This is a genomic window from Bradyrhizobium sp. 186, from assembly GCF_023101685.1.
Taxonomy (GTDB): domain Bacteria; phylum Pseudomonadota; class Alphaproteobacteria; order Rhizobiales; family Xanthobacteraceae; genus Bradyrhizobium.
The window spans coordinates 7478530-7502150 of record NZ_CP082164.1 but is presented as its reverse complement, the minus strand read 5'-3'; the positions used below and the strand labels follow the sequence as shown (position 1 = coordinate 7502150).

Below are 23621 nucleotides of genomic sequence, written 5' to 3'. Positions count from 1 at the left end.
TTCGAGAGTCCTTGTGGCTAGGTCCGGCGAGGGGGTGTGCGGTCGCGGAGCAGCTGGTCGCAGTCAAGAGCATGGGCCGGCGAAGTCAATATCGCTGGCCGCATCCGTGGCGCTCCCGCTCGTCATGGCTTGTGGCAGCCGCCGTACCGAAGCCCCGGGTGAAGACGCGCGTTCGACAAGGCGAGTACGGTCTTCGCGACGATGTTGCTCAACATGGCAGCGCTGAAGCAGTCATACGCGCCCGCATGAGGAAGAGCATCGGCATGTGTATGGGTGGAACGATAGGCGCCATACTCTCCGTTCGTCATTCCGGGGCGACGCGACTTGTCCGCCGAACCTCGGAGAGCGAAGGCGGAAGCGGCGAGCCCGGAATCCATTTCACCTCCTGTATTGCGGCCTGATGGATTCCGGGCTCGCGACTACGTCGCGTCCCGGAATGACGGCTAGTGAGCGCGTCGCGTCCCGCCTAAGCCTTAAGCAAATGCACGCCGCAAAGCCGTCGCACAGCGAATGAGCAAACGCGCGCTCGCCGGATAACATTTTGACAGCGCAGCAGATTTCTAAGAACTGCGCGCTCCACCTCAATTGTACACAATGGCATGGCGCTTGCAGAACTCCTGGCAAAGAGAGTTCTCGCGGGGCCTGCGTCATGTTGAGCTCAACCAAGCCGACACAGGGTGTCATCAGCGCCGAGCCTGAGCCGATCAAGCTCGACTGGGCCAGCACCGCGCTTCTCATCATCGACATGCAGCGCGATTTCATGGAGCCGGGCGGCTTCGGCGAGACGCTCGGCAACGACGTCAGCCAGCTCGCGCGAGCGGTGAAGCCGATCGGCGCCTTACTGAAGGCGGCGCGCGACACCGGCATGCTGGTCATCCACACGCGCGAAGGCCACTTGCCCGATCTTTCCGACGCCCCGCCGGCGAAAGTCGAGCGCGGCGCGCCAAGCCTTCGCATCGGCGACCCCGGCCCGATGGGGCGCATTCTCATTCGCGGCGAAGCCGGACACGACATCATTCCAGAACTCTATCCACTCGACAGCGAGGTCGTGATCGACAAGCCCGGCAAGGGCGCGTTCTACGCCACCGAGCTCACCGACGTGCTGGAGAAATACGGCATCGAGAATCTGCTGGTGTGCGGCGTCACGACAGAGGTCTGCGTCAACACCACCGTGCGCGAGGCCAATGACCGCGGCTATCGCTGCGTCGTCATCTCGGACGGCTGTGCGTCCTACTTCCCGGAATTTCACGAGATGGGCCTGAAGATGATCAAGGCCCAGGGCGGCATCTTCGGCTGGGTCGCGAGCTCAGCCGCGGTACTGGAGGCGATGAAGATTTCCACATTAGCTTAGGGGCATCACCATGAGCACAAGTATGACGGGGACGGCCGGCAAATCTGATCTGAGCAAGTCCGAGTTCAAGCCGGCACTATGGACACCGGGCGACTGGAACGCGTTTTTCGGCTTCGGCACCAACATCCTCGTCAACATGCTGGTGCTCACGGGCCTGTTGCGCTTCGTGCTGAAGATGCCGGACAGTCTCGTGTTCGGCCGCATCCTGCCGGCGCTCGGGCTGATGATGTGCCTGTCGACCTTCTACTACGCATACCTCGCCTATCGTCTGGCGCAGAAGACCGGCCGCAACGACGTCTGCGCGCTGCCTTCGGGCGTCAGCGTGCCGCACATGTTCATCGTCACCTTCGTGATCATGCTGCCGATCACGATCAAGACCGGCGATCCGCTCAAGGGCTGGTCGGCCGGCCTGGTCTGGGTGTTCTTCCAGAGCTTCATCCTGATGATCGGCGGCTTCATCGCGCCTTTCATTCGAAAAATCACGCCGCGCGCGGCACTGCTCGGCACGCTCGCCGGCGTTTCCGTCACCTTCATCTCGATGCGGCCGGCGCTCGAAATGTACATGACGCCGCAGATCGGTCTGGTCTGCTTCGCCGTCATCCTGGTGAGCTGGTTCGGTGGCGTGAAATATTGGCGCGGCATTCCTGCCGGTCTCGTTGCGATCGCGGTCGGCATGATCATCGCCTGGGGCTCGAACCTGTTCGGCCTCGGTCTCGGTGGACTGAGCGTCAAGGGCGTCGGCGATGCCTTCGCCAATTTCGGCTTCTCGGTGCCGATCCCGGCAGTGGGCTACGTCTTCTCCGGCTTCGAATTCCTCGGAATCATCCTGGTCACCGCGATTCCGTTCGGCATCTACGACCTCGTCGAGGCCATGGACAATGTCGAGAGCGCGGAAGCCGCCGGCGACGAATATCCGACCACGCGGGTGCTCACGGCCGATGGCATCGTCAGCCTGATCGGCTGCCTGATGGGCAATCCCTTCATCAACGCCGTCTATATCGGCCATCCCGGCTGGAAGGCGATGGGCGGCCGCATCGGCTACTCGGCCGCGACCGGCATCATGGTGGTGGTGCTGGCGTGGTTCGGCATCATCTCGGTGCTGCTGGCGCTCGTGCCGGTCGTCGCGATCTCGCCGATCCTGCTCTATATCGGCATGCTGATCGGCGCGCAGGCGTTCCAGACCACGCCGGTCAAGCACGCCCCTGCCATCGTGCTGGCGCTGACGCCGCATCTCGCGGCCTGGGCCAAGCTCCAGATCGACACCATGCTGGGCTCGACCATGATGGCAGCGACCTCTGTCGGTGGGCTTGCCGCCGACAAGGCCGACGCGGTCAAGGCCGCCGCGATCGCAGCACTTCCGCAGCAGGGCGTTTTCTATCACGGGCTCGAAGTGATGGGCGGCGGCTCCATCCTCGGCGGCCTGATCCTTGGTGCGATCGGCGTCTTCATCATCGAGCGCGATTTCGAGAAGGCCTCGGCCTTTGCGCTGGTCGGGGCCGTGCTGACTTACTTCGGCTTCACGCACGGTGAGGCCGTGGGTATCGGCGGAGGGTTCGGCGTCACGCCACCCGTCGCTTTCGCCTACGCCGTGATGGCCGCCGGATTGTACGTTCTCAGCCGGCGCACCAGCGAACGCTACATGCCGCATGCGGAGATGCACGCCGCACCGGCGGAATAGCTACCCTCCCTTGACGGCACCAGCGGTTAGCCCGGCGACGATCTGTCGCTGGGCTAATACTGTCAGCAGCAGCACCGGGAGCGTGACGATCAGCGCTGCGGCCGCCAGCGGCCCCCAGCTCAACTGGTCGAACGAGATCATGTTGTAGACGGCAACGGGCAAGGTGCGTGTCTCGCGTCCCGCCAGAACGATGCCGAAGACGAAATTGTTCCAGGAGAAGATCACGGCGAGAATGAAGGCGACCGCAATTCCGGGCCGAGCGATCGGCAGCGCGACGTGGCGGAACACCTGCCAGCGCGTGGCACCGTCGATCAGCGCGGCTTCTTCCAGTTCCATTGGAGTCGTCTCGAAATAGCCGATCATGATCCAGATCACGATCGGCACCGTCACCACCAGATGGATGATGATCTGCGGCACCAGCGTGCCGAGCAGACCAAGCCACTGGAACATGAGAAACAACGGGATCAGATACGACAATCCCGGCGTGATACGGGCGATCAGGATCACGATTGCGGATTTGTGCGCGGCCATCCGCGCAATCCCATAGCCGGCGGGAACGCCGACGACGAGCGCAAGCAAGGTCGCGCTGCCGGTCACGATCAGGCTGTTGATGAAATAAGTCAGGAAGCGGTTGGAGGCGAGCACGTCGGTATAGTTCTTCCAGGCGAAATGCTCGGGGATGAACACCGGCGGGTAGGCGGCATTATCGACTTCGAATTTGAGCGACAGCGAAGCCATCCAGAGGAAGAACAGGATCGCCGGAGACACGATGACGAATACCGCGAGCCACAGGCCGATCTTGCCGATGATCTGCCTTGGGTTGATTTGACTTGGGTTCATGCGTCGCTCGTGATTTCGGTCCACAGCATGCGCTGGCGCATGTAAAGCATCACGGCTGCGAGTGCGACGATGAGGAGGAAGAACACTACCGCGATCGCCGAGCCGTAGCCGAGATCGTAATAGGTGAAGGCGACGCTGTAGAGATAGATGTTGATCGTCTCCGACGCCGAGCCCGGTCCGCCTTGCGTGATCGCGAAGATGATGTCGAAGCTCTTCACCGCGTCGATCATGCGGATCATGCCGGCGATGAACAGGAACGGCATGATCAGCGGCAGGGTGATGAAACGGAATACCTGCCAGAAACTGGCGCCGTCGATCTGGGCGCTCTCATACGGCTCGGTCGGTATTGCGGCGAGACCGCCAAGCACGATCAGCATGACGAGCGGCGTCCACTGCCAGGTCTCGACCAGCACCAGCGAGGGAATGACGGTTGCGGGATGAAATACCCAGAGCTGCGGTGGGATCCCGACCAGCGACAGCAGGTAATTGAGAATGCCGAGCTGCGGATGGAACATCATGGTCCAGACCAGCGCGATCGCTACTGGCGTCGCCATCATCGGCATGATGAAGACGCCGCGCAGGAAGCCGCGGCCGGCGAATTTCTGGTGAAACACCACGGCTGAGAGCGTGCCGAGCGCCAGCGGCAGCAGCACCGAGAGCGCGGTGTAGACCATCGTGTGGCCCACCGCCTCAAGGAATCGGGGATCGCTCGTCAGCCGCAGATAGTTGGAAAGTCCGACGAAGGTGGTCGGCGAGCCGACCTTCCACTCGTTCAGGCTCATCCAGATCGTGAACGCCCACGGGAAGATGATGATGGCGAGCACGACGACCAGCGCCGGCACCACGAACGGCCAGTAGGACCGCGGCCGCAACTCCTTCTCCGGCGCGGCATCTGACGGTGCCGCGGCCGGTTCAACTTGTGTGATTGCACTCACGCCTTTTCGCTGCGCTCCAGGATCGGCCGGAACTGCTCGTGGGCCTTTTTCAGCTCTGCGGCAGGGTCGGCGCCTGCAAGGGTCGAGGTGATCGCGGCGCCGACAAGATCGCGGAATTCGGCGACAGGGATGATCACCGGCAGGCCCAGCTTGCTGATCTTGGCGGAATCGATCACCGATTGCAGCCATTCCTTAGGCATCTTCACGCCCTTCTGGACCTCGGCATCGTTCAGAATCGAGTTGCGGAACGGCACGCCGCCGCCGGCTTGCAACAGCCGGGCGCCTTGCTGCTTCGAGACAACCCACTGGCAGAGCAGATAGGCGGCTTCCTTGTTCTTGCTGGCTGCGGCAATGCCGATGCCGTCGCCATAGGTCGCGGAGTACTGCCCCTTCGGTCCGGCAGGCACGACGGTGTAGCCGACCTTGCCGACCACGCGCGAGGCGGCTGGATCTTCCAGCGGTGGCGCCCAGCCGACGCCGTCGATCCACATCGCCGATCTCCCTTGCGTGAACGAGGCCATCGACTCCATCCAGTTGAAGCCGGCGACGCCGGGCGGAGCGACCTTCGTCAACAGCGTCTGGTAGAGCTTTGTCGCCGCGATCGCCTCCGGGCCGTCGGTCAGGATGTTGCCTTTGGCGTCGAGGAATTCGCCGCCGCAATTGAGGAAGAAATTCGTCCACAACGTCATGTTGGCGTTGCGCAGGCCGCGTCCGACGAAGCCGTAGGTCCCTTCCTTGGGATCAGTGAGCTTCTCGGCGGCCGCGACCATCTCGTCGAGGGTCTTGGGCACCGCGACGCCCTTCTTCTGGAACAGCTCTTTGTTGTAGTAGAGGATGAAATAGTCGACCGACCACGGCAGCGACAGCATCTGGCCCTTGTCGTTTCTGGCGTATTGCAGGCCGGCGGCCGAGAAATCGCTCTCCACGAGGTCGGGCGCGGTCAGCGCCGGATCCTTCATGAAGGGCGTCATGTCGGCAAGCCAGCCGCCTTTCTCGAATTGCCGTTTCTGCACGTGATAGCTGAGGTGGACGACGTCGAAGCTCGGCCGGCCCGAGGTGAGCTCGATCACGACCTTCTGGCGCTGCTGCTGCTCGGGAATCTGCTCGGATTCGACCTGGATGCCGGTGAGGTCGGTGAACTCCTTGATGTATTTTTGCAGGTTGTCGCCACGGGGACCCTTGGCGAGGATCACCTCCAGCTTGGTCCCGGAGTACTTCTTCCAGTTGACTTCGGCGCGCGCTGGTAATCCGGTCAGGCTGAGCGCGCCAGCCGCGGCGGTGCCCGTTAAAAGTGTACGGCGCGAGATTCCATGGTCGGCCACGTTAGTCCCTCCCTGTGACTCATTGTGTTTGGGAGGGATACTAGCGGCCGTGCCACGCCTGCCTAGTCCTAATCTACCGATCAGGGCCGTACCGCTGGCGTCTCCATCGGCAGACCGCGCGCCCGCGACATCAGATAGAGCTCGAGCGCGACCAGCTCGGGCGCGCCATAATCATAGGCCTGGGCGCGGACGCCGGTCATGCAACTGCGCAGCCGCCGCTCCAGCGATCCCAGCGTCTGCCATTCCAGCCGGTAGAGCGGGTAGCCGGTCGGCTGCGCTTGCGTGATCGGCGCGCCCGCGAGGCGCTTGTCAAAGTTGTCGTCGTGGCAATTGGTACATGCAAGGTTGAGCTGGCCCTCGCGCTGCATGAAGAGGTTGCGGCCCTGTTCGACGAAGGGTTTTAGTTGCGGATCGTCGCCCGCTGTGATCGCGACGCCGCGCGACTGGTGAGCGACGAAAGCGGACAGCGCCAGCAGGTCGCGGCTCTCGTAGGATAGCGGCGTCGCCTGCTGGTGATCGGCGCGACAGAGATTGATGCGCTGGTCGAGCGTCACGGGGCGGCTGAGCACCTTGTCGAAAGCAGGATAGCGCGCCGCGACGCCCTTCATGCTGCTGCGCGCATCGCCATGGCAGTCCGCACAGGCCTTGTCGGCGTTGCCGGTCTTCTTCGTCCAGAGCGCCTCGCCGTCGAGCACGAACAGCATGCCCGGATTGGACGTGTCATCATCCTGCATGGCGCGCGTCTCGGGGCCCATGAACGAATAGCCCGAGCGGCGCGCATCGGACGGAATTTCGCCGGCGAGCAGGGCAGGGGCCGCGCCGACCAGCGCCGCCACCGCTATCGCGCGCCAAAAACTCATTCGACCGTGATCGATGCCGACGCCGAGGACGAGAATCCGTTGTCGCCGATCCATTCGAACTCGAACTTGCCGCTCTCCTTCGCGACCGTGAAGAACGAGAGATAAGGGTTGGCGGCGATTGCCGGAAACAGGTCGGCGCGAAAAATCTCGGTGCCGTTGTAGCGGCAGGTGAAGCTCGTGATGATGTCGCGCGGCACGAGCTCGCCGGCCGCGGTGCGGCGAAAGCCGGTTTCCATGATGTGCGAGGTCAGCGTGCGGATCTCGATGATGTCGCCGCGTTTGGCCTTCGTGGGAACGTTGATGAGCGCGGCCATCAGTTCACCTCTTCGGTGCAGGCCGCCAGCGTCACGACGACATCGGCGGCGACCTGCCAGAACGTGTCGTCGGACAGGCGGGCGATCGCAACCACCTTCTGGGTGTCGGCAAGCCGGATCCGGGTCGAGATTTGGGCGCGGCCGGCCCAGGGACCGAGATGGAAATTGCCGATGTTCGGCTGCGGGTTCTTTTCGTTGAAGACATGGATGCTTTTGACGTAGTCGTTCGCCGTCATCGGGCTCGCGACACTGACGGTCATCGGCACCGTGTTGCCGTTCTCGACCAGCGGCAGGATGTCGAGCTTGACCTTGCCCGTTCGTATCGGAGCTTCGCCGACGACGTTGCGGATCGCCGTGTTGAGCATCACGGGCGTCGCGTTAAGCGGCCGCAGCGTGACGATCAGAATCGTCCCGGCGGCGGTGATGCCTCCGGCGAGGCTCAAAAATTGTCGTCGCGTGGTTGGCATGAACAGTACTAGTCTCGAAGCGTTGCAAGAAAGGCGACGATATCCTCGATCTCTGTGGCCGATAATATCGGCTTGCCGGCAAAATTGCGTCCGACGCGCACGAGCCCATCGTCGCGATAATAGGACGGCATGATGGTCTCCGGGTTGAAGCGCGACGCTTCGACCAGTCGAAGCCGCAACTGGCCCACCGACCAACGGTTCCCGGCGCCTGTAAGGTCAGGCGCGAGATCGCCCTGGAACCGTGTTTCCGGGAAGGGACCGGAATGGCAGAGAATGCAGGTCGTCGCGCGGGTCAGAACCAGCGCGCGTCCGCGCGCTGCATCGCCGGGCGTGGCGGTGAGTGACTGCGGAATTCCGTCGCCGACGATATTGTAAGGCGCGAGCTCTTCCGCTGTCGCGCCGGCGACGCATCCGAGACTGGCGGCGATCAACGCGGCGATATGGACGATCGATCTAGCCAAAGGTGTCCGCCGTGATGGTTTGAAACCAGCGCTCGGCCTCGGCCGCCTCGCGGGCGCGCAGCTCGCGTGGCGCATCGACCGGGCTGGTGGCGCCACCCTCGACCTCCGCGAAGATGTCGCCCTTGGGCTGATAGTTGCCGGCGAGCGAGAAGCCGTAAGCGGGCGCGGCGGTGTTGTAGCAGACGCCGGTCAGACGCGGTGTTTCCGGTGCACGGCCTGCGAGCAGGCTGACGATGGCGGCGGCGCACGCTTTGCCCTGCGCGCTCGCTGCGGATGCCGATTTGGGAATGCCGCCGCCAAGGCAGGCGTCGCCGATGACGTGGATGTTCGGGGCGAGCTTTGATTCGAACGTTACGGGATTGATCGGGCACCAGCCGGTCGCGTCCGTTGCGCCGGCGATTTCGGCAATGCGCCCCGCACGCTGCGGCGGGATGACGTTGGCGACATCAGGGGTGTAGTTGCCGAACTCGGTGATGATGGTCCTGGTTGATGGATCGACCGAGGTCACGCGTCCGCCCTGCGACAGCGCCACCCGCTCGATCATGTCGCCGTAAAGCTCCTTCCACGCCTTCTCGAACAGCCGCTGCTGGGAGAAATTGTCCTTGGCATCGAGGACCAGGACTTTCGAGCGCGGCTTCTTCGCCTTCAGGTAATGCGCGATCAGGCTGGCGCGCTCGTAAGGAGCCGGCGGACAGCGCGAAGGATTGGCCGGGATCGCGATCGCGACGAGGCCGCCATCCGCCATCGTCTCCAGCTGCCTGCGCAGCAGCATCGTCTGCGCCCCGGCCTTCCAGGCGTGCGGCATCTTTTCCGACGCGGCTTCGTCGTAACCGGGCAGAGCTTCGAAATGGAAGTCGATGCCGGGGGAGAGCACAAGACGGTCGTAGCCAAGGGTGGTGCCGTCATCGACCGTCACGTTTCGTGTCTGCGCATCGATCTTGGTCGCCGCCTGGTTGACGACGGTGACGCCCTCGGAGGCGAGCTTGTCATAGCCGAACTGTTGCGCCTCGATGTCGCGAAGGCCGGCGATTACCTCGTTGCTGAACGGGCACGAGGTAAAGACCGTGTTGGGCTCGATCAAGACGACCTGCAAGCTTGCCTGCGCACGCTTCAGCGCGCGGGCGCAGGCCGCACCGCCAAAGCCGCCGCCGACCACGTTGATACGGCCCGCAGATTGCGCGCGCGAGATCGAAGGCCGCGCCAACGTTGCGGCCGCCGCAGTGATGCCGAGCACGGCACTCCGCCGTGTCACCGGGCGCGTGGTCATCAGGATCATCCGGACAAAAGGCTGCGGCGGCCCTCTTGGGCCGCCGCAGCCGTTTTTTCAAGCGAAGGTGATGTTCTGGTCGCGCAGCGGCACCGATCGGATGCGCTTGCCCGTCGCCGCGAAATAGGCGTTGAGCACCGCCGGTGCCGCGACGCCGATAGTCGGCTCGCCAACACCGCCCCAGAATCCGCCGCTCGGCACCATCACCGCTTCCACCTTCGGCATCTCGTTGATGCGCATCGAATTGTAAGTGTCGAAGTTGGTTTGCTCGATGCGGCCGTCCTTGACGGTGCAGCCGCCGTAGAACAGCGCGCTCAGGCCATAGACAAAGGAGCCGGCGATCTGCCGCTCCACCTGCGCCGGATTGACGACGTAGCCGGGATCGGTGGAGGCGACGATGCGATGCACCTTGATCTTGCTGCCGTCGGTCACCGAGATTTCGGCGGCGCCGGCAACATAGCTGCCATAGCCCATGACCTGCGCGATGCCGCGATAGACGCCCTGCGGCGCCGGCTGGCTCCAGCCGATCTTCTCGGCCACGGCATTGAGCACCGCCAGATGCTTGGGGTGACTGCCCATCAACTGGCGGCGGAATTCGAGCGGGTCCTGCCCTGCGGCCTGGGCCAGCTCGTCCATGAAGCACTCCATGTAGATCGCGTTGTGATTGACGTTGACGCCGCGCCAGAAGCCGGGCGGAACGTGCGGGTTGCGCATCGAATGCTCGATCAAAAGGTTCGGCACCGAGTAGCCGAACGCGGCTTCGCCGGATTGGGCGACGCCCTGGAATGCGGCCGGATCCATGCCGTTCTGCAGCGCTTCGGGGCGAAGCGAGAACAGGATCGACTGCCCGGACAGGCGGTAGTGCAGCCCGACGAGATTGTTGTTGGCATCGAACGCGCCGGTCATCTTGCACTGGGTGATCGGGTGATACCGGCCGTGCGCCATGTCCTCTTCGCGTGACCACAACAGCTTGATCGGCGTGCCGGGCATCTGCTTGGCGATCGCGACCGCCTGGCGGACATAGTCCGTCATGCCGCGCCGGCCGAAGCCGCCGCCGGGCATCACCTTGTGCACGTCGCACTTCTCCGCCGGCAGGCCAGAGGCCTCCAGCACCGCCGCGAAGGCAGCCTCGCCATTCTGCGTACCGCACCAGACCTCGCATTTGTCCGCCGTGTAGAGCGCGGTGGCGTTCATCGGCTCCATCGTGGCGTGGTTCTGGTACGGATAGTTGTAGACGGCCTCGATCTTCTTTGCGGCGCCGGCAATTGCCGCCTTCGCGTCGCCGTTTCGGTTGCCGACATAGGCCGGTTGCTCGTTGTCGAGGCCCTCAGTCAGCCACTTTGCAATCGACTCGCTTGAGACTTTGGCGTTGTCGCCCTCGTCCCAGACGATCGGCAGCGCTTCCAGCGCGGTCTTGGCGTGCCACCAGGTGTCGGCAACGACCGCGACCGCGGTATCGCCGACTTTGACGACCTTCTTGACGCCTTTCATGCCGGCGATCTTGGCTTCGTCAAAGCTCTTCACCTTGCCACCGAAGACCGGGCAGTCCTTGATCGCGGCGTTGAGCATGCCGGGCAGCTTGACGTCGATGCCGTACACGGTTGTGCCGGTGACCTTGTCCGGTGTGTCCAGCCGCTTCACGCCCTTGCCGACCAGCTTCCAGTCCTTCGGGTCCTTCAGCTTGACGTCCGCCGGTGGCGTCAGCTTGGCCGCGGCTTCGGAGACCTTGCCGTAGGTCGTGGTCTTGCCCGACGGGGTATGGGTGATGACGCTGTTGGCGGCCGTGCATTCGGACGCCGGCACCTTCCATTCATTGGCCGCGGCCTCGATCAGCATTATGCGCGCGGTGGCACCGCCCTTGCGGACATAGTCGTGCGAGGAGCGGATGCCGCGGCTGCCGCCGGTCGAGAAATCGCCCCAAACGCGCTTGCGGGCGACGCTCTGGCCGGGTGTCGGATATTCGGTCGTGACCTTGGTCCAGTCGCATTCGAGCTCCTCGGCGACGAGCTGGGCGAGGCCGGTCAGCGAGCCCTGGCCCATCTCCGAGCGGGCGATGCGGATCACGACAGTGTCGTCGGGCCGGACCACGACCCAGGCAGTGATCTCAGGCGAACCGTCGGCTGCGCGCACCACGGCGGGGCCGCCGAAGGGGATATCGAGGCCGATTGCGAGACCGGCGCCTAGCGCGGCGGTGCCGATGACGAAGGCACGGCGATTCATTCGGGGCGAAACATGCTTGTTCATGTGGCGGCTCCTTACGCGCTTGCGATCGTGTGGATCGCCTCGCGCACCTGCTGGAAGGTGCCGCAGCGGCAGATATTGGTGATGGCCTCGTCGATATCGGCGTCGGTCGGCTTCGGGTTCTCGTTCAGGAGCGCCGCCACCGCCATGATCATGCCGCTCTGGCAATAGCCGCATTGCGGAACGTCCTGGGCGATCCAGGCCTCCTGCACCTTGTGCAGCGAGTCGCGGGATGCGAGCCCCTCGATCGTGGTGATCTTCTTGCCTTCGGCCTCGGCGACAGAGATCCCGCAGGAGCGGGTGGCGACACCGTCCATGTGAACGGTGCAGGCGCCGCATTGTGCGATGCCGCAGCCATATTTGGTGCCGGTCAGGCCGGCATTCTCGCGAATCGCCCACAGCAGCGGGGTATCCGGCTCGACCTCGAGCGTGAGGGTTTTTCCGTTGATTGTTAGATTTGCCATCGCAAGTCCCCTGATTGGCCCAATCCACCGATTGGACTCAGGGGCGCAATGTGTCCGGCAAATTGGAACTGTTCAAATCAACAGTCCGCGGGGTGGCTCTCAAAGATTCCCCTCCCTGGACGCCCGCGACACAGCTTGGGGCGACATCTATCGGCTTCCGCGCGCAGACAGCCCTGGAACATTGAGCGACAGTTTGTCCCTTTTGCTGGGGTGCAAGACGAGAACGCTCTGCTACACTGGACCAAGCCAAAAGGGGTTCCATGAACGTACCGCAGCCTTGCAACGTCCTGATGCTCTATCCGCTCTTCACCGCGGAGTCCTTCTGGAGTTTTGGCGAATCCTGCAAACTGATGGGCGTGAAGCGCCCTGCTGCCCCCCTCGGCCTGATCACCGTTGCCGCGATGCTGCCCGAGAGCTGGACGGTGCGCCTGATCGACTGCAATACGGCGCCGCTTGGGGACGAGGATCTCGCCTGGGCCGACGTCGTCTTCACCGGCGGAATGCTGCCGCAACAGGCCGACACGTTGCGTCTGATCGAATTGTGCCGCGCTGCGGGCAAGCCGGTGGTTGTCGGCGGCCCCGATCCCACGTCGAGCCCGCACATTTACGAAACGGCCGACTTCCGGGTGCTCGGCGAGGCCGAAAGCGTCATCGATGAATTCATCGCGGCCTGGGACGGCGGCGCCCGCTCCGGCGTCTTCACCGCGCCGAAATTCCAGGCCGACGTCACCAAAACGCCGGTGCCGCGTTTCGACCTTCTGAAATTCGAGGACTATCTCTATCTCGGTGTGCAGTATTCGCGCGGCTGCCCGTTCACCTGCGAGTTCTGCGACATCATCGAGCTCTACGGACGGGTGCCACGGACCAAGACCAACGCGCAAATGCTGGTCGAGCTCGATAGGCTCTACCAGATGGGTTACCGCGGTCATCTCGACTTCGTCGATGACAACTTTATCGGCAACAAGAAGTCGCTCAGGCTGTTCCTGCCCCAGCTCGCGGAGTGGCAGCGCACCCACGGCTTTCCCTTCGAATTCTCGACCGAGGCCTCGGTCAATCTGGCCGACGATCCCGAGCTGTTGGAGATGATGGGGGCGGCCAATTTCTTCGGCATTTTCGTCGGCATCGAAAGTCCGGATCCGGCGACGCTGGTCGCGATGCGGAAGAAGCAGAACACGCGGCGCAACATCGCCGAAAGCATCCACAAGATCTACGCCGCCGGCATGCTCGTGACCGCGGGCTTCATCGTCGGCTTCGACAATGAGAAGGTCTCGATGGCGGAGGCCATGATCGACTTCATCGAGGAAGCCGCGATTCCCGTAAGCATGGTCGGCCTGCTCTATGCCTTGCCGAACACGCAGCTCACGCGCCGCCTGGAGCGCGAAGGCCGACTGCATCCGGGCCACGATCTGGCGCCGACCATCGGCGCCGATCAGTGCACGAGCGGGATCAACTTCGATCCGGTCCGCCCGTTGCGCGACATCCTGACGGACTACAAAAAGGTGCTGGAGCACGTCTACAGCCCGGGGGCCTATGCGAGGCGCGTCGACCGCCTGATGACCCTGCTCGACCGTTCAAGGCAGCGCCCCGAGCTGGCCGAGGGCGACATCCGCGCCAGGGTCGGCGCGATGGAGACAGTGCACCGCGTCGTCACCGCCATTCCCGAGGCGCGCGGACCGCTCTGGCAGACCTTCATGAATTGCGCCAAGCGCGACACGTCATCGGCGCGGATCGCCGTGCAGATGATCGCTGCCTACGCGCATCTCGGGCCGTTCTCGCGCAAGGTCATCGAAGCCATCGATACGCGGCTGGCTGCGCTGGACGACGAGACGGTCATTCCGGCGGTGACTGCTGACGCGACGGCGGCTCGACACCTGGCTTGACCTGACGGGCCTACTTCACCGCCAGCCGCAGGAAGCTCATGACACTGCCGAGCGCGGCAAAGCCCGCGCCGAGCGCCAGCGCGAGTGTTGCACCGCTGTGGCCCGCAAGAGCAAAGCAGAGCGCCGCGAGTGCTGCGCCGGTTGTCTGTCCCGTCAGACGCGCGGTCGCAACGATGCCCGAGGCGCTGCCGCTGCGGTGCGGCGGCGCGCTTGACATCACCGCCTTCATGTTCGGCGCCTGGAAGAAGCCGAAGCCCATGCCGCAGATCGCCATCCGCCAGATGATGTCGGGAATGCTGGGGTTGCTCGGAAGCAAGGCCAACAGCGCCATGCCGAGGCCGAGCAGCACGAGCCCGATGCCGCCCAAAAGGCCGACCGCATGGCGGTCGGACAGGCGGCCGGCGATCGGCGCCATGATGCCGACCACCAGCGGCCACGGCGTCATGAAGAAGCCGGTCTCGACCTGAGAGCGTCCGAGCACGTCCTCGAAATAGAAGGGCAGCGATACGAAGGCGAGGCCTTGCACGGCGAAGGAGCACACCGCGGTCGCCGCGGACAGCGCGAACATCGGCCGGCTGAACAGGTCGATCGGCAGCATCGGCGCGGGATGGTCGGCGTGACGGCGCATCAGGACGAAGCCGAGCACGAGGGCCGTGACCAGTTCGATGGCCACGACAGTCGGCGACAGATTATGCGCCGCGCTGCCGATGCCTGTGATGAACAGGCCGAGGCAGGCGGAGGCGAGGAGGGCGCCGAGAAAGTCAAAACCGTGATCCGCCCGCGGCGTCTTCGGCAGCATGACAAAGCCGATGCCGATCGCGACCAGGCCGAACGGGATGTTGACGGCAAACAGCCACGGCCACGGTCCGAATGCGAGGATGGCGGAAGCGATCGACGGCCCGAAGGTGAAGGCGGTCGCGACCACGAGCGCGTTGTGGCCGAAGCCGCGCCCCTGCATCCGGCCGGGATAGACGAAGCGCACCAGCGCGGTGTTGACGCTCATGATGCCGCTTGCGCCGAGGCCCTGCAGCGTCCGCGCGACGAGCAGGCTCTCCAGCGACCACGCGACCGCGCAGAGCAGCGAGGCGACGGTGAACAGGATGAGCCCGCCGAGATAGATGCGCTGGTGGCCGACGATCTCGCCGAGCGCGCCAAGCGGCAGCAGCGTCGCGACCAGTGCGATCTGGTAGACATTGACCACCCAGACCGACTGCTCCGGGCTGACATGCAGATCGGCGGCAATCGCAGGCAGCGCGATGTTGGCGATCGCGGTGTCGAGCGAGGCCATCGCCAGCGCGGTGAAGATCGCGGCGATCGCCCAACGGCGGCGCTCGGCGGGCAGGCCATCGGCAACGGCGTGATCGGGCTCGCGCGCAGCGGCAGGTAACGTGATTGTCATTGCCTGCGCTTTTCTCCGGCGGCGTGTGTACAGGGCCTACAGGCATGTACTACGACCAGGCGGTTTGCCACAGGCGCAAGCTTGCATGCTGTGTATGCGCGAGGATCGGATGGAAGCAGGAGGCGAGCCGCTTCTTCGCCTTCGCCCGGTCACGACGACCAAAACAAAAAATCGAAAAACAACCCCATGCACAGTAGAACACCCCTTGATCGACAAGGAGTTTTCGAGACGCGCCGCGAGGGCATTCCCTGCCGCGATCACGTTGACGCGTCGGGCAAAACACCAGCAAGATGCGATCGTGGCACCGGTCGGCAAAAGACCAGGGGGTGTGCTCTCCTGAATGCGCGATGTCCGCTTTTTGTGGTGAAGCAGTTATATGCGGGCAGCTCCGGTATTTCGCCTTCTGACCCATTTCGGACATTCCGGTCGAGAGTTTACCCGGTGAGTGCCGATCAGGGCTGCCTTTGATGCGCCTTCATCCCGGTTTGAGGTTCGCTCGCAAAGCGCCTGTGGAGAGAATAAGCTCCTCAATCAAAAAAGCGAAGCGAACGAAACCTCGCAGCCTCAAAGTTTTTCGGCTAGTGGCTCATCACAGTGATTTTGACTCTTTGGCGGTGGCTGGATAGGCGCGGCCGAGTTTGGCGCGGGCCTTGTCGGTTGTGAACATCCATTTGATGCGGGCTCGGGTTTTATTCCGCCGCTTTTGCCATGCTGCGATCTCGTTTCGGAGCCTTTTGGGGTCGTCGATGCGGCGGCCGAGGCACTGGCGCTGGAGCACGCTGATCTCGCACTCGACCATATTGAGCCAACTGGCGTGTTTCGGGGTGAAGTGGAATTCGAGGCGGCGCAGGATGCGACGGGCCTCAGCAGGCGCAAATGCTTGATACAACGCGCCGGCGGTATGGATCGACAGATTGTCCTGCACGAGGCGGATGCAGTCGGCGTCGGGATAATGGACGTCGACGAGTTCGCGCATGCAGTAGGCGTAGTCCACGGCGGCGCGGTGCTCGGTGACCTTGACGTTGCGCCAGCCACGATGCGGGTCGAAGGTAACGAAGAGATTGACGGTGCCGTTGCGGCGGTACTCGTAATCGTAACGCTCGCGCTGTCCCGGCTCGGCTGGAATCGGCTGACGGACCTCGCCGATGAGCTGGACGGGGGTCTCGTCGAAGCAGACCAGCGGCCGGACGGGATCCGGCGCCTCGGCGTAGAGGTCGAGCACGTCCTCCATGCGGGCGACGTATTCGCCGTCGACATAGGGGATGCACCACATGTCCCTGCGCCATGGCTTGAGGTCGTTCTCGGCCAGCCGGCGACGCACGGTCTCGCCCGACAGGCTGTCATGATCGGTGAGCTTGACCATCGTGTCCGCCAGCAGCGTCAGCGTCCAACGTTTGCGGCCGGCGGGCGGCTTGGCGCACGCCGTCGCCACCAGCAGGGCCTCCTCCTTGCCGGTCAATTTGCGCTCTGCGCCCGGACGCGGTTCCTCGCTCAAGGCCCGCTCCAGATTGCCTTCCACGAAGCGGCGCTTGGTCCGGCCGATGCTGGACAGGCTGACCCGGACAGACCGGGCAATCTCCGCGTCGCAACTGCCGGCATCGGCCGCCAGCAAAATCTGCGCCCGCTTGAGCTTGCGGGCAGCATGCTTCCCGCCGCCCAGCATCGCCGTCAGTTCGTCCCGCTCGATTTGGCTCAATTCGACCCGATAACGTACATTCATGCTTCGCCTCCTTGTCGGAGGCCGGGACGAATCCAGCGATGAGTCAAAAATCAGGCACGCACTTCACGGAGAAGCAGGGACACTACCTGGCCTTTATCTACACCTACGCGCACATGTTCGGACGCCCACCCGCCGAAACCGACATGCAGCGCCATTTCCGCGTCAGCCCGCCTTCGGTCCACCAGATGATCGTCACCCTCGAACGAAACGGTTTCATTCGCCGTCAACCTGGCGTCCCCAGAAGCATCGAAATCCTCGTGCCGCCGGAAAGCTTGCCGATCCTCGAATGGCTCGGTATCAAAACGTCAAAATCACTGTGATGAACCACTAGTCCGAACTTCCCCTCGGGATTTTTGTTAGAGCGTTGAGAGGATTTGAGAAGTTTGGATCGGGCTGATTTTGTAGGCATGTAAATGATGATTTTTGGCTTGCGAATGGCAGGTTTCCGTGATTCGATTCCGGCATGTTCGTCGCCCGCATTCCCAACCGCAACTCACCGCCCGCGATCCTGTTGCGCGAGAGCTATCGCGAGGGCGACAAGATCAAGTCGCGCACGCTGGCCAACCTGTCGCATTGGCCGGATGAGAAGATCGATGCGCTGCGCCGCGTCCTGAAAGGCGAGGAGCTGGTCTCGCCGGCCGAGCAACTGCGGATCGAGCGCTCGCTGCCGCACGGCCACGTGGCCGCGGTGCTCGGCATGGCGCGCCAGCTCGGACTGCATCGCCTTGTCCCGGACAAGCCCAGACGGTTGGCCAGGCTGGCTTTGGCCTTGATCGTGGCACGGGTGATCGAACCGGCCGCCAAGCTGGCCACGGCGCGCCAGCTCAGCGAGGCGACGGCGGCGCATTCGCTGGGCGAACTGCTCGATCTCAGCGCCGTCGACGAGGACGAGCTTTACGAAGCGCTCGACCTGCTCGGCACGGCCCAACCGGGGATCGAGGCGACGCTCGCCAAGCGCCATCTGCATGACGGCTCGCTGGTGCTCTACGATCTCACCTCCAGCTATCTGGAGGGGCGACATTGCGAATTGGCGCGGCATGGTTACAGCCGCGACGGTCGTTCCGACAAGCTGCAGATCGTGTTCGGCTTGCTGTGCGCCGCCGACGGCTGCCCGGTGGCGGTGGAGGTGTTCGAAGGTAACACCGCCGACCCGAGCACGCTGGCCGCGCAAGTCGACAAACTGAAGGCCCGCTTCAAGCTGTCGCGTGTGGTACTGGTCGGCGATCGCGGCATGATCACCAGCGCCCGTATCGAAGCCGATCTGATGCCGGCCGGGCTCGATTGGATCACCGCTCTGCGGGCGCCGGCGATCCGCAAGCTCGCCGAGGACGGCGGCCCGCTGCAATTGTCGCTGTTCGACGATCGCGATATGGCCGAGATCACGTCCCCCGACTTCCCCGGCGAGCGCCTGATCGTGTGCCGCAACCCGGATCTGGCCGACGAGCGTCGGCGCAAGCGCGGCGAGTTGCTGGCGGCGACCGAGAAGGATCTCGCCCGCGTCAAGGCCGCCGTGCAGCGTCAGCGCAACCCCTTGCGCGGCGAGGATGAGATCGGTCTGAAGGTCGGCGCCGTGCTGGGCAAGCGTAAGATGGCCAAGCACTTCCACCTCGCCATCACCGACACTTCGTTCGACTTCAGTCGGATCGAGGATGCCATCGCCAACGAAGCGTCGCTCGACGGCTTCTATGTGCTACGGACCAACGTGCCGGCCGAGAACCTCGACACCGCCGCCACGGTGCGTGCCTACAAGAGCCTGGCCCAGGTCGAACGCGCCTTCCGCACCATCAAGACCGTCGAACTGGAGGTGCGCCCGATCCACCATCGCCTCGCTGGCCGCGTGCGCGCCCACGTCTTCCTCTGCATGCTCGCTTATTACATCGTCTGGCACATGCGCCGCGCGCTGGCCCCGATCCTGTTCGACGATCACGACCGCGAGGCCGCCGACGCCGCGCGCGTCTCGCCCGTCGCCAAGGCCAGAGTCTCGGCCGCGGCCAGAACCAAGGCTAATCGCAAGCACACCCACGATGGCCGGCCCGTGCACAGCTTTCGAACGCTGTTGCAGGATCTCGCCACGCTCACACGCAACATCGTTCGCATCGGTCAGGACGCCCCGGCCGCTATGCTCACAAGTCCAACCCCACTACAACAAGACGTCTTCAATCGGCTCGGCATTCCTATCGCCCCATAATGTAGGCAGACGCGCCGTCACGCCCGCTGGAATTACACGCCAGCTCAAATGCTTACGTCGCTACTCAAGGGGAAGTTCGGACTAGTCGGCAGAGATCTGTAACCAAATCCGCCAGACTAGCGAACTAACGAGATAGCAGGCATGACGACACTCGAAGTCGAGCTCAAGGCCCTCATGATTGCGAGCCTGAACGGCGATGCGGCATCGCACCGCTCGCTGCTCGATCGGTTGAGCCGTCGCCTGCGTGCCTATTACAAAGCCAAGTTCTTCACACTCGGCAGAGGGACGGTGGAGGCCGAAGATTTGGTCCAGGAAGTCATATTGGCGATCCACCTCAAGCGGCATACCTATGATCCGCGGGAGCCACTCACGCCTTGGGTGTACGCCATCGCACGTTACAAATTGATCGATTTTCTGCGTCGGAATCGCGCATCGCTCGCCGAGGTGCCTATCGGCGGAGCGGATGAGATCATGGCACATGACGACAACGCCGATGCCGAAAGCTCGTATGATATCCGGCGGCTCATGCAGCGGCTGCCCGAAGGCATGCAATGCGCGATTGAAGCGGTGAAACTCGACGGGCTGAGTGTCGCCGAAGCTGCGAGACGATGCGGCCAATCCGAGTCCGGAGTGAAAACAAGTATTCACCGCGGGCTCAAGGCACTGGCCGCGTTTATTGCCGGGGAAACGCGAACATGAAGACCAATGATCTCGTTGCGCTCCTGAGTGCGAATCTTGAACCCGTCGATCGCAAAGCGGTCGTTCGCACACTTTACGTGGCAATTGCTGCAGGATCGATCGTGGCCCTCGGCATCGCCGTCATCGGCTTGGGCGTCCGCGCCGACCTTGTGACAGCCCGCGCACTGATGTTTCTCGCAATAAAGCTCGGTTTCGCAATTGGGATAGTCGGCCTCGCGCTGCTCTACCTAACGAGGCTGGCACGGCCGGGCGGGGAGCGGAAAGTCTCCTACCCCTTGCTTGTCGCTGTGCCTTTTCTCGTCGTTGGGGTTCTAGCCGCTGTCAGCCTTGGATCCGTACCGCAGTCGCATTGGGAGAGCATGATCGTCGGCGATGAATGGTTGGAATGCCTTCTCTCTATTCCGATCATTGCAATCGTTCCCTTTGCCATTTCAATTTGGGCCGTACGCAGGGCGGCGCCAACGAACCTCGCACGTGCGGGTGCCTGCGCTGGCCTTGTCGCGGGAGGCGTGAGCGCGCTGGCCTATGCCCTACATTGCACAGATGATTCGCTCCCGTTTATCGCAGTCTGGTACGGCGGAACGATTGTGCTTTGCACCCTCGCGGGCGCAGCATTGGGGCCGCGGCTATTGCACTGGTGAATGACGCAATGTCACGTCGGCGTGAGCCTGTAACCGGCTGAGACTTCGCTCCGAACTCATGGTTAGAGACGCACATTGTGGCGCGTCCATAATCATGGAGCCGGAACATGTCGACCAAACACCTTCTCACGATCTCCCTCTTGCTGCCGCTCGTGGCGATCTCTGCGGCGGCACAGGCGGGCTCGACCATTACCGACAAAAGCTATTGGCCGAACGACGCCAGGCAGAGCGCGCCGATCAGGGCTGTCTCGCAAACCGATCCGTATTCCGCGTTTGCCTACGATCGAACAGCACCACGTGTGGCGCCTGCGACCGCCGGCCGCGGATCGGAGTTTCGCTACCAAGGAGGTCCGAAGGGTCGTTGATACCCACGGCCGCTATATCCGTACGAAGGTCGCCGGCCGAAGTTTGGCGCGATCTGAAGCAAAGGGGTTGCGGTTGATCTTCTACTTCCCGCACCCCATTTCCTTTCATCGCAGCAAGAGGCGTTCCAATGACCTTAAGTCAGGACAACGACACACCTATGGGCGGGACCTCACTGATCACCACTTGGGGCAGTTATCTCGCTCGCTATCGGATGGCGCTGTATCTTGTCTTTACAACGGCGGTTTCCCTGAGTGTCGCCTGGAACTGGAATTGGCTGACAGGCGCCGAGATATTTCGCATCATGGCGTCTCTCCCGTGTACCTTCCTGATGCTCATGTGCATGAAACGAGTGAGCTGCAGGCAGCCTCAAGAGGCGGTTGCTCCGCGAGATGACGGGGTGAGCCGATGATGGACAATATGATGCCTGGAATGATGTGGGGCATGGGATTCATCTGGTTGCTTGTCGTGATCGTCTTGATTCTCGCGGCAGCGGCGTTGATAAAATACCTCCGCACTGGCAGTAGGGTTGATCGGCAATGAACAAGCTCGTTGTCATTTGGCTTTCGACGATCGCTGTGTCATCGCCGTCGTTTGCTCAGCACGGCGACGCATCACGAGGCCAGCGGGATTTTCGCATGTGCGCGCCGTGCCATTCGCTCGAAGCTGACCGAAACATGACGGGGCCGAGCCTTGCTGGTCTCTGGGGGCGCAGGGCCGGATCGCTACCGAGCTTCGAGCGCTATTCCGATGCGCTCAAATCATCTGGCATCATCTGGGACGATCGTTCGCTCGACGGCTGGCTGAGCGATCCCGACGGCATGGTGCCGGCCAATGAGATGCCGTTCAACGGCATCAAGAAACCGCAGGACCGGGCCGACCTTCTTGCTTTCCTGAAAGAAGCAACCAAACCGGGAGCCGCGTCGGAGTTATACACCCAAGGGCAAATGGGAGGCATGGGCGGAATGATGGGCGGTGGTCGCGATCAGAACCTGAAGAGCCTGGAGCCAGCGCAACAGGTCAAGACCATCACCTACTGTCATGATACCTATCGCGTGACGACAGCGGACGGAAAGACGCGCGCGTTCTGGGAACGTAATCTTCGCTTCAGGACCGATTCCAGTAAGGACGGTCCCGAGAGAGAAGCGCCTGCACTCGTGCCGGCCGGAATGATGGGCGACCGGGCCGGCGTCATTTTCTCAGGGCCAGAGGAAATCACCAAGATCATCGAACAGCGATGCTGAGCGACGGCACTTCCCTTCTGACCCATTTCGGACTTCGCGGCCAACGCAGCAAGTGGGTCGGTGCCATTTCTCGCTGGCCACTCCACCGCAAAGTGCTAGGCTGCAGGCGTCTGATGACGTGTCCTTAAACACATGCGACGATGCCAATTCATTGCCAGCCTTGTCACAGCCAAGGCGTTTAGGTTTGAGCCGCGCCGGGACGACATTCGCTGTCGCGGCGACGTTGACACGTCGGGCAAAACACCGGCACGATGCTATCGTGGCACCAATCCGGGAAAAGCCCAGGGTGCGTGCTCATGAATGCGCGATGCCCGCTTCTGGCCGTGGGATCACGAGCAACAGGAGGCAGCACCCGGTTCGCCGGAGCGCACTGCCTGAATTGGCGGGCACGGCGCCGAGCCGTAGGAGCAGAACACACAGCAATCGCCCGCCTTGGGCTTTAGCTTTACGCCACAGCCTGAGCACACATAGAAAAACTGACAGGCGTCGGTCGGCATTGTCTCCGCTTTCGCAACGGCGCAGTGCGGACAGGTGATGTTCGATTGAAGAAGCATCGGATCAGCTCTTGGGCGCAGACGGATAGCCTGCCTTGATGGTCGCCGATGTCAGTTGGTTCACATCGGCTTTGGCGTCGTCATAGGTGACTGTTGCCGACTTGTCCTTGAAGGACACTGCAACCTTGGCGACACCGGGGACGGCTTCCAGGCTGCCCTTGACGATGGAGGGGCAGGCTGCGCAATCCATGTTTTTTACGGCCAGCGTGAGGGTTTTCTCTGCTGCCATCACCGATGACGAAGCGATGATGCCGACGGCAAGAGCCGCGACGGACAGAAGCTGCTTGTTCATGAGGAATTCTCCGGTCACGAGTTGAGAAAGAACGGCGCGATGAAGTCGAGGCCGAGTGCGGCGACGACGAGGATCGTTGCGAGGATGAGGCTTGTATTGACAATGCGGCTCGACAGCGGGCGCGCGCACGCCTCACCGTCGGTGCAGGCTCGCATTGAGGAACGGTAAACCAGCCAATAGCCGTAACCGAGGAACCCAAGCGTCGCGGTGATGAAGTACGGCTGGAAGGCCGCAAGCTGCGTGAAGTTCCCAATCCATGCCCCACTGACCCCGAGGATGAACAGGACGAGGGGCAAGATGCAACAAGACGAGGCCGCAAGCGCCCCAAGCAGGCCACCCGCCGCCATCAGACCTTGTCGCTGCCGGCTGTCGTCAATGTGATCAAGTTGATTGATTGCCATGGGCTAAACCATGCATCCTGTAGCGACTACAGGATCAAGG

25 protein-coding genes are annotated in these 23621 nt (G+C 63.0%); 9 read left to right on the top strand and 16 right to left on the bottom strand.

Annotated elements, in window-relative coordinates:
* Positions 1 to 649 precede the first annotated feature (649 nt).
* The gene (locus tag IVB18_RS36190) at positions 650 to 1351 is read left to right on the top strand and encodes an isochorismatase family cysteine hydrolase (RefSeq protein ID WP_247985063.1); all 702 of its coding nucleotides are present in this window, start codon (positions 650 to 652) and stop codon (positions 1349 to 1351) included.
* A gap of 10 nt (positions 1352 to 1361) precedes the next feature.
* Positions 1362 to 3029: a regulator gene (locus IVB18_RS36185; protein ID WP_247985062.1), complete on the top strand. Its 1668-nt coding sequence runs from the start codon at positions 1362 to 1364 to the stop codon at positions 3027 to 3029.
* On the opposite strand, the gene IVB18_RS36180 is transcribed toward IVB18_RS36185, so the two are convergent.
* The 10 genes from IVB18_RS36180 to IVB18_RS36135 form a co-directional block, all read right to left on the bottom strand.
* On the bottom strand, positions 3030 to 3854 hold the full coding sequence (locus IVB18_RS36180) for a carbohydrate ABC transporter permease (protein WP_247991809.1): 825 nt from the start codon (positions 3852 to 3854) through the stop codon (positions 3030 to 3032).
* Between the two features lie 11 nt (positions 3855 to 3865).
* Positions 3866 to 4804, bottom strand: a complete 939-nt coding sequence (locus IVB18_RS36175) for a sugar ABC transporter permease (RefSeq protein ID WP_247985061.1) — start codon at positions 4802 to 4804, stop codon at positions 3866 to 3868.
* A complete protein-coding gene (locus IVB18_RS36170) occupies positions 4801 to 6126 on the bottom strand; it encodes a sugar ABC transporter substrate-binding protein (protein ID WP_247985060.1) in 1326 nt (441 codons plus the stop codon). Before IVB18_RS36170 ends, IVB18_RS36175 begins: the two co-directional genes overlap by 4 nt.
* Positions 6127 to 6206: 80 nt before the next feature.
* Positions 6207 to 6986 carry a sulfur oxidation c-type cytochrome SoxA gene (gene soxA / locus IVB18_RS36165; RefSeq protein WP_247985059.1) on the bottom strand — a complete coding sequence of 260 codons (780 nt, stop codon included), beginning with the start codon at positions 6984 to 6986 and terminating at the stop codon, positions 6207 to 6209.
* Entirely contained in the window at positions 6983 to 7300 is a 318-nt protein-coding gene (soxZ, locus tag IVB18_RS36160; protein WP_247985058.1) for a thiosulfate oxidation carrier complex protein SoxZ, read from the bottom strand. Before soxZ ends, soxA begins: the two co-directional genes overlap by 4 nt.
* Positions 7300 to 7767, bottom strand: a complete 468-nt coding sequence (locus IVB18_RS36155) for a SoxY-related AACIE arm protein (protein WP_247985057.1) — start codon at positions 7765 to 7767, stop codon at positions 7300 to 7302. Before IVB18_RS36155 ends, soxZ begins: the two co-directional genes overlap by 1 nt.
* 8 nt (positions 7768 to 7775) lie before the next feature.
* Positions 7776 to 8228, bottom strand: a complete 453-nt coding sequence (gene soxX / locus IVB18_RS36150; RefSeq protein ID WP_247985056.1) for a sulfur oxidation c-type cytochrome SoxX — start codon at positions 8226 to 8228, stop codon at positions 7776 to 7778.
* On the bottom strand, positions 8221 to 9504 hold the full coding sequence (locus IVB18_RS36145) for an NAD(P)/FAD-dependent oxidoreductase (RefSeq protein ID WP_247985055.1): 1284 nt from the start codon (positions 9502 to 9504) through the stop codon (positions 8221 to 8223). Before IVB18_RS36145 ends, soxX begins: the two co-directional genes overlap by 8 nt.
* Positions 9505 to 9552: 48 nt before the next feature.
* Positions 9553 to 11739: a molybdopterin cofactor-binding domain-containing protein gene (locus tag IVB18_RS36140; RefSeq protein ID WP_247985054.1), complete on the bottom strand. Its 2187-nt coding sequence runs from the start codon at positions 11737 to 11739 to the stop codon at positions 9553 to 9555.
* An 11-nt stretch (positions 11740 to 11750) separates the two neighbouring features.
* Positions 11751 to 12200, bottom strand: coding sequence for a (2Fe-2S)-binding protein (locus IVB18_RS36135; RefSeq protein WP_247985053.1), 450 nt, complete (start codon positions 12198 to 12200; stop codon positions 11751 to 11753).
* 260 nt (positions 12201 to 12460) lie between these two features.
* On the opposite strand from IVB18_RS36135, the gene IVB18_RS36130 reads away from it, so the two are divergent.
* Entirely contained in the window at positions 12461 to 14080 is a 1620-nt protein-coding gene (locus IVB18_RS36130; RefSeq protein ID WP_247985052.1) for a B12-binding domain-containing radical SAM protein, read from the top strand.
* Positions 14081 to 14090: 10 nt separating this feature from the next.
* Here IVB18_RS36130 and IVB18_RS36125 read toward each other — a convergent pair whose 3' ends face one another.
* The 3 genes from IVB18_RS36125 to IVB18_RS36115 form a co-directional block, all read right to left on the bottom strand.
* Entirely contained in the window at positions 14091 to 15479 is a 1389-nt protein-coding gene (locus tag IVB18_RS36125; protein ID WP_247985051.1) for an MFS transporter, read from the bottom strand.
* Between the two features lie 49 nt (positions 15480 to 15528).
* Positions 15529 to 15891: a hypothetical protein gene (locus IVB18_RS36120; protein WP_247985050.1), complete on the bottom strand. Its 363-nt coding sequence runs from the start codon at positions 15889 to 15891 to the stop codon at positions 15529 to 15531.
* Positions 15892 to 16068: 177 nt separating this feature from the next.
* Positions 16069 to 17199 carry an IS630 family transposase gene (locus tag IVB18_RS36115; protein ID WP_247984173.1) on the bottom strand — a complete coding sequence of 377 codons (1131 nt, stop codon included), beginning with the start codon at positions 17197 to 17199 and terminating at the stop codon, positions 16069 to 16071.
* A gap of 38 nt (positions 17200 to 17237) precedes the next feature.
* Between IVB18_RS36115 and IVB18_RS36110 the strand changes: the two genes are divergently transcribed.
* The 6 genes from IVB18_RS36110 (at position 17238) to IVB18_RS36085 (ending at position 22334) form a co-directional block, all read left to right on the top strand.
* Complete coding sequence (locus IVB18_RS36110; protein ID WP_247983521.1) at positions 17238 to 17519, top strand: helix-turn-helix domain-containing protein; 282 nt, start codon at positions 17238 to 17240, stop codon at positions 17517 to 17519.
* A 143-nt stretch (positions 17520 to 17662) separates the two neighbouring features.
* A complete protein-coding gene (locus IVB18_RS36105; RefSeq protein ID WP_247983724.1) occupies positions 17663 to 19387 on the top strand; it encodes an IS1634 family transposase in 1725 nt (574 codons plus the stop codon).
* Between the two features lie 141 nt (positions 19388 to 19528).
* On the top strand, positions 19529 to 20086 hold the full coding sequence (locus IVB18_RS36100) for a sigma-70 family RNA polymerase sigma factor (RefSeq protein WP_247985049.1): 558 nt from the start codon (positions 19529 to 19531) through the stop codon (positions 20084 to 20086).
* Positions 20083 to 20727: a DUF1109 domain-containing protein gene (locus IVB18_RS36095; protein ID WP_247985048.1), complete on the top strand. Its 645-nt coding sequence runs from the start codon at positions 20083 to 20085 to the stop codon at positions 20725 to 20727. The genes IVB18_RS36100 and IVB18_RS36095 overlap by 4 nt, the downstream gene beginning before the upstream one ends.
* A 107-nt stretch (positions 20728 to 20834) precedes the next feature.
* On the top strand, positions 20835 to 21092 hold the full coding sequence (locus IVB18_RS36090; RefSeq protein ID WP_247985047.1) for a hypothetical protein: 258 nt from the start codon (positions 20835 to 20837) through the stop codon (positions 21090 to 21092).
* A gap of 537 nt (positions 21093 to 21629) precedes the next feature.
* Positions 21630 to 22334 (top strand): cytochrome c family protein, encoded by a 705-nt coding sequence (locus tag IVB18_RS36085; RefSeq protein WP_247985046.1) that lies wholly within the window; start codon positions 21630 to 21632, stop codon positions 22332 to 22334.
* Between the two features lie 329 nt (positions 22335 to 22663).
* On the opposite strand, the gene IVB18_RS36080 is transcribed toward IVB18_RS36085, so the two are convergent.
* From IVB18_RS36080 to IVB18_RS36070, 3 genes are read right to left on the bottom strand one after another with little or no spacing between them, the layout of a single operon-like run.
* Positions 22664 to 22888: a GDCCVxC domain-containing (seleno)protein gene (locus tag IVB18_RS36080; RefSeq protein ID WP_247985045.1), complete on the bottom strand. Its 225-nt coding sequence runs from the start codon at positions 22886 to 22888 to the stop codon at positions 22664 to 22666.
* A gap of 4 nt (positions 22889 to 22892) precedes the next feature.
* Entirely contained in the window at positions 22893 to 23180 is a 288-nt protein-coding gene (merP, locus tag IVB18_RS36075) for a mercury resistance system periplasmic binding protein MerP (protein WP_247985044.1), read from the bottom strand.
* 14 nt (positions 23181 to 23194) lie between these two features.
* Positions 23195 to 23581: a mercuric transporter MerT family protein gene (locus IVB18_RS36070; RefSeq protein ID WP_247985043.1), complete on the bottom strand. Its 387-nt coding sequence runs from the start codon at positions 23579 to 23581 to the stop codon at positions 23195 to 23197.
* Between the last annotated feature and the right edge of the window lie 40 nt (positions 23582 to 23621).

Excerpts from the sequence above, each read along its gene's own strand:
- IVB18_RS36105 (WP_247983724.1), top strand. The coding sequence starts at position 17,663 with ATGTTCGTCGCCCGCATTCCCAACCGCAACTCACCGCCCGCGATCCTG.
- IVB18_RS36155 (WP_247985057.1), bottom strand. The coding sequence starts at position 7,767 with ATGCCAACCACGCGACGACAATTTTTGAGCCTCGCCGGAGGCATCACC.
- IVB18_RS36115 (WP_247984173.1), bottom strand. The coding sequence starts at position 17,199 with ATGAATGTACGTTATCGGGTCGAATTGAGCCAAATCGAGCGGGACGAA.
- IVB18_RS36140 (WP_247985054.1), bottom strand. The coding sequence starts at position 11,739 with ATGAACAAGCATGTTTCGCCCCGAATGAATCGCCGTGCCTTCGTCATC.
- IVB18_RS36090 (WP_247985047.1), top strand. The coding sequence starts at position 20,835 with ATGTCGACCAAACACCTTCTCACGATCTCCCTCTTGCTGCCGCTCGTG.
- IVB18_RS36080 (WP_247985045.1), bottom strand. The coding sequence starts at position 22,888 with ATGCTTCTTCAATCGAACATCACCTGTCCGCACTGCGCCGTTGCGAAA.
- IVB18_RS36120 (WP_247985050.1), bottom strand. The coding sequence starts at position 15,891 with ATGGGTCAGAAGGCGAAATACCGGAGCTGCCCGCATATAACTGCTTCA.
- IVB18_RS36125 (WP_247985051.1), bottom strand. The coding sequence starts at position 15,479 with ATGACAATCACGTTACCTGCCGCTGCGCGCGAGCCCGATCACGCCGTT.
- IVB18_RS36100 (WP_247985049.1), top strand. The coding sequence starts at position 19,529 with ATGACGACACTCGAAGTCGAGCTCAAGGCCCTCATGATTGCGAGCCTG.
- IVB18_RS36110 (WP_247983521.1), top strand. The coding sequence starts at position 17,238 with ATGAGTCAAAAATCAGGCACGCACTTCACGGAGAAGCAGGGACACTAC.
- merP (WP_247985044.1), bottom strand. The coding sequence starts at position 23,180 with ATGAACAAGCAGCTTCTGTCCGTCGCGGCTCTTGCCGTCGGCATCATC.
- IVB18_RS36190 (WP_247985063.1), top strand. The coding sequence starts at position 650 with ATGTTGAGCTCAACCAAGCCGACACAGGGTGTCATCAGCGCCGAGCCT.
- soxA (WP_247985059.1), bottom strand. The coding sequence starts at position 6,986 with ATGAGTTTTTGGCGCGCGATAGCGGTGGCGGCGCTGGTCGGCGCGGCC.
- IVB18_RS36085 (WP_247985046.1), top strand. The coding sequence starts at position 21,630 with ATGAACAAGCTCGTTGTCATTTGGCTTTCGACGATCGCTGTGTCATCG.
- soxZ (WP_247985058.1), bottom strand. The coding sequence starts at position 7,300 with ATGGCCGCGCTCATCAACGTTCCCACGAAGGCCAAACGCGGCGACATC.
- IVB18_RS36145 (WP_247985055.1), bottom strand. The coding sequence starts at position 9,504 with ATGATCCTGATGACCACGCGCCCGGTGACACGGCGGAGTGCCGTGCTC.
- IVB18_RS36095 (WP_247985048.1), top strand. The coding sequence starts at position 20,083 with ATGAAGACCAATGATCTCGTTGCGCTCCTGAGTGCGAATCTTGAACCC.
- IVB18_RS36185 (WP_247985062.1), top strand. The coding sequence starts at position 1,362 with ATGAGCACAAGTATGACGGGGACGGCCGGCAAATCTGATCTGAGCAAG.
- IVB18_RS36130 (WP_247985052.1), top strand. The coding sequence starts at position 12,461 with ATGAACGTACCGCAGCCTTGCAACGTCCTGATGCTCTATCCGCTCTTC.
- IVB18_RS36135 (WP_247985053.1), bottom strand. The coding sequence starts at position 12,200 with ATGGCAAATCTAACAATCAACGGAAAAACCCTCACGCTCGAGGTCGAG.
- IVB18_RS36070 (WP_247985043.1), bottom strand. The coding sequence starts at position 23,581 with ATGGCAATCAATCAACTTGATCACATTGACGACAGCCGGCAGCGACAA.